Annotated in this window: 7 protein-coding genes and 1 pseudogene; 5 read left to right on the plus strand and 3 right to left on the minus strand. The window is 67.4% G+C overall.

Annotated elements, in window-relative coordinates:
* The 3 genes and pseudogenes from ACFTZB_RS41545 to ACFTZB_RS41555 all read right to left on the minus strand — a co-directional run.
* A pseudogene (locus ACFTZB_RS41545) lies at positions 1-281 on the minus strand (oxidoreductase); the annotation flags it as partial.
* Positions 278-808, minus strand: coding sequence for a dimethylamine monooxygenase subunit DmmA family protein (locus ACFTZB_RS41550; RefSeq protein ID WP_378441164.1), 531 nt, complete (start codon positions 806-808; stop codon positions 278-280). The gene ACFTZB_RS41550 and the pseudogene ACFTZB_RS41545, both read right to left, overlap by 4 nt.
* A gap of 6 nt (positions 809-814) precedes the next feature.
* Positions 815-1198: an ethanolamine utilization protein gene (locus ACFTZB_RS41555; RefSeq protein WP_378441166.1), complete on the minus strand. Its 384-nt coding sequence runs from the start codon at positions 1196-1198 to the stop codon at positions 815-817.
* Between the two features lie 319 nt (positions 1199-1517).
* Between ACFTZB_RS41555 and ACFTZB_RS41560 the strand changes: the two genes are divergently transcribed.
* From ACFTZB_RS41560 to ACFTZB_RS41580, 5 genes are all read left to right on the plus strand, one after another.
* Positions 1518-2711: an NAD(P)/FAD-dependent oxidoreductase gene (locus tag ACFTZB_RS41560; protein ID WP_378441168.1), complete on the plus strand. Its 1194-nt coding sequence runs from the start codon at positions 1518-1520 to the stop codon at positions 2709-2711.
* Positions 2712-2756: 45 nt separating this feature from the next.
* Positions 2757-4118 carry a type III glutamate--ammonia ligase gene (glnT, locus tag ACFTZB_RS41565; RefSeq protein WP_378441170.1) on the plus strand — a complete coding sequence of 454 codons (1362 nt, stop codon included), beginning with the start codon at positions 2757-2759 and terminating at the stop codon, positions 4116-4118.
* A gap of 24 nt (positions 4119-4142) precedes the next feature.
* Positions 4143-5039, plus strand: a complete 897-nt coding sequence (locus tag ACFTZB_RS41570; protein WP_378441172.1) for a glutamine amidotransferase family protein — start codon at positions 4143-4145, stop codon at positions 5037-5039.
* Positions 5027-5725, plus strand: a complete 699-nt coding sequence (locus ACFTZB_RS41575; RefSeq protein ID WP_378441174.1) for a protein glxC — start codon at positions 5027-5029, stop codon at positions 5723-5725. The genes ACFTZB_RS41570 and ACFTZB_RS41575 overlap by 13 nt, the downstream gene beginning before the upstream one ends.
* A 10-nt stretch (positions 5726-5735) precedes the next feature.
* A partial coding sequence (locus tag ACFTZB_RS41580; protein ID WP_378441176.1) for a glutamate synthase-related protein occupies positions 5736-6307 on the plus strand: 572 nt, incomplete at its 3' end.

Below are 6307 nucleotides of genomic sequence, written 5' to 3' on the forward strand. Positions count from 1 at the left end.
ACCCCGCGCGAACCGCCGTGGCCGTTCTCGTCGAGCCGGACCGAGATCGCGTAGTGGTCCGGCTCGATCGACGGCCCCGTCAGCGAGTACGAGTTGTGCCTGCCCTCGGACCAGTTCACCGCGATATGGCTGCCCGGGGTGAACGTCGGCAGGGCGCGGCCGCCCGGGTCCGCGAGCACGACGTGCCGGACACCCGGGCACAGCAGCCGGGCCTCGCGCACCGTCAGGGCGAGCGTGCCGGTAACACCGTCGCCCGCAACCGTTTCGAGCACCATGGTCATGGCAGTTCCTCCGCGTCGGCTCGGTAACCCAGATACGCGCTGTGGCGCCGGGAGAAGTGGTGGTAGACGGTCAGCTCTTCGGAACACCCCGTGCACGGTGTCTGCCCGCCCATGGCCACCGGAACGTTCGGGGACGTCGTGTGGCAGTGCGCGCAGTACACGTCGCGCAACCCGGTGTCCTCGTCGCTGATCACGGCGGCGATCTCCGCGGGCAGCGCACCCGCGGAGATCAGGTGGGAGCGCACCGCCCCCACCGTCCGCTCGGAACCCGCGACCACGAATCGCCACCCGATGCGCGCTTCGGACAGCAGGTCGTCGAGCCCGGATCCGTCGACGTTCTCGACGGCCAGCGTGCGAGTCGGTACCGGGGCGACCCGCTCGGACAGCTCGCGCAGTATTCGATCACCGACCGAACCGTCCGAGACGAGCACGTAGCAGGTGACGCGAGCGCCGGCCGCCAGGTCGTCGACGGCCGAGTAATCGGACCGCCACCGTGGGACGCTCGTCGACCTCATCGAGACGGCCATCGCGGATCAGGGTGCGAAGGAACGGTGGCCGACGAAGTAGGCCAGCGCGCGGTCGGGGGTGGTGAAGCGGATGCGCGACCCCTTGGGGAAGAAGATCGCATCCTTCGCCTTCGCCACCGCGACCTGGCCGGTGTCGAGGTTCTCCAGGGTGAACTCGCCTTCGAGGACGACCTTCATCTCGTCGTACGCGTAGTAGTAGTCGAGCGGGGCGTCGGTGCGCTCCAGTTCGAAGTAGCCGGCCGACATCTCGGAGCCGTCCGGGTTGGCGAAGACGTCGTCGATGTATCCCTTGGTGCCCGGGTACTGCGAGACCGGCATCTGCGGCAGGTTCTCGTGGAATCCGGCGGTGACGCGGAACGGGACGGCGGTGGGCTTGTCGGTCGTGGTCATGGAGTCTCCTGTGAGAGGCGATGGAGGGTGCTGAAGAGCGAATCCCCTTCGTGAAACTTGGGGTAGCAACAGGAAACCACATCGCATATTTCCACGGCGTAAATCTCGTCGGTGATTCGGAAAGTGTGCAGTTCGAGACCGCATTATCCTGCCGAAGCCTCAGTTGGACCGGAGATTTTGGTGATTCGGCCACAACATTGCCGTAACGCGATGGACATAGTAGAACTGTTTCATAGTGAACAACAGCGATTCATGAGGTGAAACGAACCGCTACCGCAGCCACCAGAGCCCGACCGTCCGGCCGAATGAAGGAAGCAACGTGACAGAGACAGCAAAGTTCGTGATCGTCGGTGGAGGACTCGAGGGTCTCGCCATCGCGTGGTCGCTCGCGGACCGAGGCGAGACCGACGTCCTGGTCCTCGAGCGCGACACCTTGTGCTCGGGCATGACCGGCAAGTCGTCCGGCGTGGTCCGGTGCCACTACGGGACGCCGTCGCTGGCGGCGATGTCCTGGTACGGCGTCGACATCTTCACCCGGGCCACCGAGATCTTCGGCGACGACATGGCGTTCCGCCAGTGCGGGTACGTCGTCGGCGTCGGCGAGAACAACATCGACCCGCTGAAGGCGAACGTCGCGATGATGCAGGGCCTCGGCATCGACGTCGACTACATCGGCCACGACAAGATGGCCGAGCTGTGGCCGGGGCTGCACCTCGACGATTTCGCCGCCTTCGCGTACGAGCCCCTCGGTGGCCGCGGCGAGGCGTACATGGCCGGGATGGCATTCGGCGCGTCCGCCCGCAAGCTGGGCGTCACGATCCGCCAGAGCACGCCGGTGGCGTCGCTGCTGCAGAACGCCGACGGCCGCGTCTACGGCGTGACCCTGGGCAACGGCGACGAGGTGCACGCCGAGCACGTGATCCTCGCGACCGGCCCGTGGGCGCCCGAACTCGGTGCCGGAGTCGGCGTCGACATCCCGGTGAAAGCCCAACGCGCGCAACTCGTCCTGATCGATCAGGGAGTTCCCACGCCGGAGGTTCCGGTGCTGTCGGATCTCGCCGGACTGCAGTACATCTGCCGCGAACCCAACGGCGAACTGCTCGTCGGGAACAGCGACCATGCCGCGCCCGAATACATCGACCCCGACAAGTACAGCAACCGCGCGGACGACAGCACCATCGAGAAGAACATCATGAAGCTCGGCAACCGGCTGCCGGACATGCCGGACCCGCGCATCACGTCCTCGTACGTCGGGGCGTACGACGTCACCCCCGACTACAACCCGATCATCGGACCCGCACCCGTCGACGGGCTGTTCCTGGCCACCGGGTTCTCCGGTCACGGTTTCAAGATCTCACCCGCGGTCGGGCGCCTCGTCGCCGACATGCTGCTCGACGACGGCACGACCACCCTCCCGAACGTCGAGCCGTCCGACTTCCGCTACTCGCGCTTCGAGGAGGGCGACCTCCTCTTCAGCCTGCACCCCTACGAGGGCGCCGGCGAGATGCGCTGACCCACAAACCACCTCACCCGTAGACCACCAGTTCAGGAGCTCCCCATGGCTGTCGACACTGCTGACGCGTTCACCGCGCAGAACATCGTGACATCCCCACCGCAGACCTTGTCCGAGGTGGCCCGGGCCACCGGAACCACCTTCATCCTCGCCCTGTTCGTGACCCTGTCCGGGAAGCCGTGCGCCAAACTCGTCCCGATCGAGGCCGTCGAGCAACTTCAGGACGACGGCGTGGGCTTCGCCGGCTACGCGGCCGGGCACATGGGGCAGGAACCCAAGGACTCCGATCTCGTTGCCGTGCCCGATGTCTCGTCGTTCACGCCGATCCCGTTCGTGAAGCCCGGACTCGCGATCGTGCACTGCGACCCCCACGTGGAGGGCGCGCCGTGGCCGTATGCGCCGCGGGTGATCCTGAAGGAGACGCTGAAGAAGGCGGCCGACCTCGGCCTGTCCGTCAACGTCGGGGCGGAGATCGAGTACTTCCTCGTCAATCGCACCGGCGACGGTCCCCTCACCACCGCGGACACCGACGACGTCAGCCGTCAGCCGTGTTACGACGCCCGCGACGTCACCCGGATGTACGACCACCTCACCGAGGTGTCGCAGGCCATGAACACGCTCGGGTGGGGCAACTACGCCAACGACCACGAGGACGGCAACGGGCAGTTCGAGCAGAACTTCGACTACGCCGACGCGATGACCACCTCGGACCGGGTGATCACCGCCCGGTACCTGTTGTCGGTGATCGCCGAGAAGCGGGGCATGAAGGCCACGTTCATGCCGAAGCCGTTCTCCGATCGCACCGGGTCGGGCATGCACCTGCACCTGTCGCTGTGGAACGACGGCGGTTCGGTGTTCCCGGACGGTGACGACCCCAAGGGGCTCGGACTGTCGAAGACCGCGTACGCGTTCATCGCCGGCATTCTCGAGCATGCGTGCGCTCTGCAGGGCGTGATCGCCCCGACCGTAAACTCCTACAAGCGAACCGGCGCCACCTCGACGAGCAGCGGCGCCACCTGGTCGCCGCGGTACGCCACGTACGGTGGCAACGACCGCACCCACTACCTGCGGGTGCCGGACAAGAACCGGGTGGAACTGCGCGGCGGCGACGGCTCCGCCAACCCCTACCTCGCGGCCGCCACCGCGATCGCCGCCGGCCTGGACGGCATCGCCCGCGACCTCGACCCGGGCACCCCGGGATCCGGCGACAGCCCCAGCGACATGCTGCCGATGACGTTGCTGCACGCCATGGACGCGCTGGAATCGGATCCGATCGTGACGGGCGCCCTCGACGTCGCGGGCCCCGGCGTCGCCGAGTACTTCGCGAAACTCAAGCGCGAGGAATTCTTCGCCTGGCACAACACCGTTTCCCCCTGGGAACTCGACCACTACCTGACTGCGTTCTGAACGACCTCCCGAAAGGAGACATCCATGTGTGGAATCGTCGGACTTCACCTGCGTGAGCCGTCCCTCTACCCACAACTCGGCGCCCTGCTCACCGACATGCTCGCGCAGATGTGCGACCGCGGCCCCGATTCCGCCGGCATGGCCATCTACGGCGACCGGACCTGGTCGCCGGAGGGGGAGTCGACGGTCTCACTGCTCGACTGCCCCATCCCCGCAGCGGATCTCGCCGCGACGCTGTCGTCCACCCTCGACACGACCATCACCGGACTCGACCTGGACCCGACCACGATCCTGCACGGCGTCGTCGGCGCGGAGGATCTCGCGGCGGCCGTGCGCAGCCTCGTCCCCACGGCACGGGTCATCGGCTTCGGAAACGATCTCACCGTCCTCAAGGGCGTCGGGAACCCCGTCGACCTGGCGAACCGGTTCGGGCTGCCCGCCGCCACCGGATGGCAGGGCGTCGCCCACACCCGGATGGCCACCGAATCCGCCGTCACCGCCGAGGGTTCGCACCCGTTCTCCGTCGGCCCCGACGAGTGCCTGGTGCACAACGGGTCCTTCTCGAACCACATGAGCATCAAGCACCAGCTCGAACGCGACGGCGTCGTGTTCGACAGCGCCAACGACACCGAGGTCGGGGCGCGGTTCGTCGCCAAGCAACTCGCCGAGGGCGTCGATCTCGAGAAGGCGCTGCTCATGCTCAACGAGACGTTCGACGGCTTCTACACCCTCCTCGTCTCGACCGCCGACTCGTTCGCCGTGGTCCGCGACGCCATCTCCTGCAAGCCCGCCGTCATCGCCGAGACCGACCAGTGGGTCGCGATGGCCTCCGAATACCGCGCCCTGGCGAACCTGCCCGGCGTCGACAACGCCCGAATCTTCGAGCCCGAACCGGAAGAGGTGTACGTATGGCACCGGTAGCCACCACAGAAGCGACAGTCCTGGACCTCGCGTCGTCGAGCACCCGGGCCGTCAACGAGCGGCTCACCTCGCCCGAGGCGCCGAAGGCCGTCACCGTCACCGGCCCTCAGGGTGCGCACGCTCTCGCCTGCGGCCTCGACTCGGACATCGACGTCACGATCGAGGGCCACGTCGGCTACTACTGCGCCGGCATGAACCAGCACGCGACGGTGACCGTGACCGGCAATGCCGGCGTCGGGCTCGCCGAGAACATGATGTCGGGGACGGTGCACGTCAAGGGCGACGCGTCGCAGTCCGCCGGCGCCACCGCCCACGGCGGACTGCTCGTGATCGACGGCAATGCTGCTGCGCGCTGCGGCATCTCGATGAAGGGCGTCGACATCGTCGTCGGCGGCAACATCGGGCACATGTCCGCGTTCATGGGTCAGGCGGGGCGGCTCGTCGTCCTCGGCGACGCCGGCGAAGCCCTCGGCGACTCGCTGTACGAGGCGCGCATCTATGTGCGCGGCACCGTCGCGTCCCTCGGCGCCGACTGCATCAAGAAGGAGATGCGCGAGGAGCACCTGACGGAACTGCGGGAACTGCTCGATCAAGCCGGCTTCGACGCCGACCCGTCCGAGTTCACCCGGTACGGCTCCGCCCGCAAGCTCTACAACTTCCACGTCGACAACGCCAGCGCCTACTAGGAGAACCGTCATGAACACCCCGAACCCGGCCCTGCGCGAATCGGCGACGTTCGACCGCGGCGTCATCTCCGAGATCCAGCGGGCCGCCGAGACCGGCATCTACGACATCCGCGGCTGGGGCGCCAAGCGGAAGCTGCCCCACTTCGACGACCTGCTGTTCCTCGGCGCGTCGATGTCGCGGTACCCGCTCGAGGGGTACCGCGAAAAGTGCGACACCGACGTCGTCCTCGGCGACCGCAACGCGAAGTTCCCGCTGCACCTGGACATCCCGATCACCATCGCCGGCATGAGCTTCGGCGCGCTGTCCGGGCAGGCGAAGGAAGCGCTAGGCCGCGGCGCCAGCGAGGTCGGCACGTCCACCACCACCGGCGACGGCGGCATGACCCGGGAGGAACGCGGGCAGTCGAAGAACCTGGTCTACCAGTACCTGCCGTCGCGGTACGGGATGAACCCGGACGACCTGCGCAAGGCCGACGCCATCGAGATCGTCCTCGGGCAGGGCGCCAAGCCCGGCGGCGGCGGAATGCTGCTGGGGCAGAAGATCACCGAACGCGTCGCCGGAATGCGCACCCTCCCCATGGG

This window comes from Rhodococcus sp. NPDC057014 (assembly GCF_042673295.1).
GTDB lineage: Bacteria > Actinomycetota > Actinomycetes > Mycobacteriales > Mycobacteriaceae > Rhodococcus_F.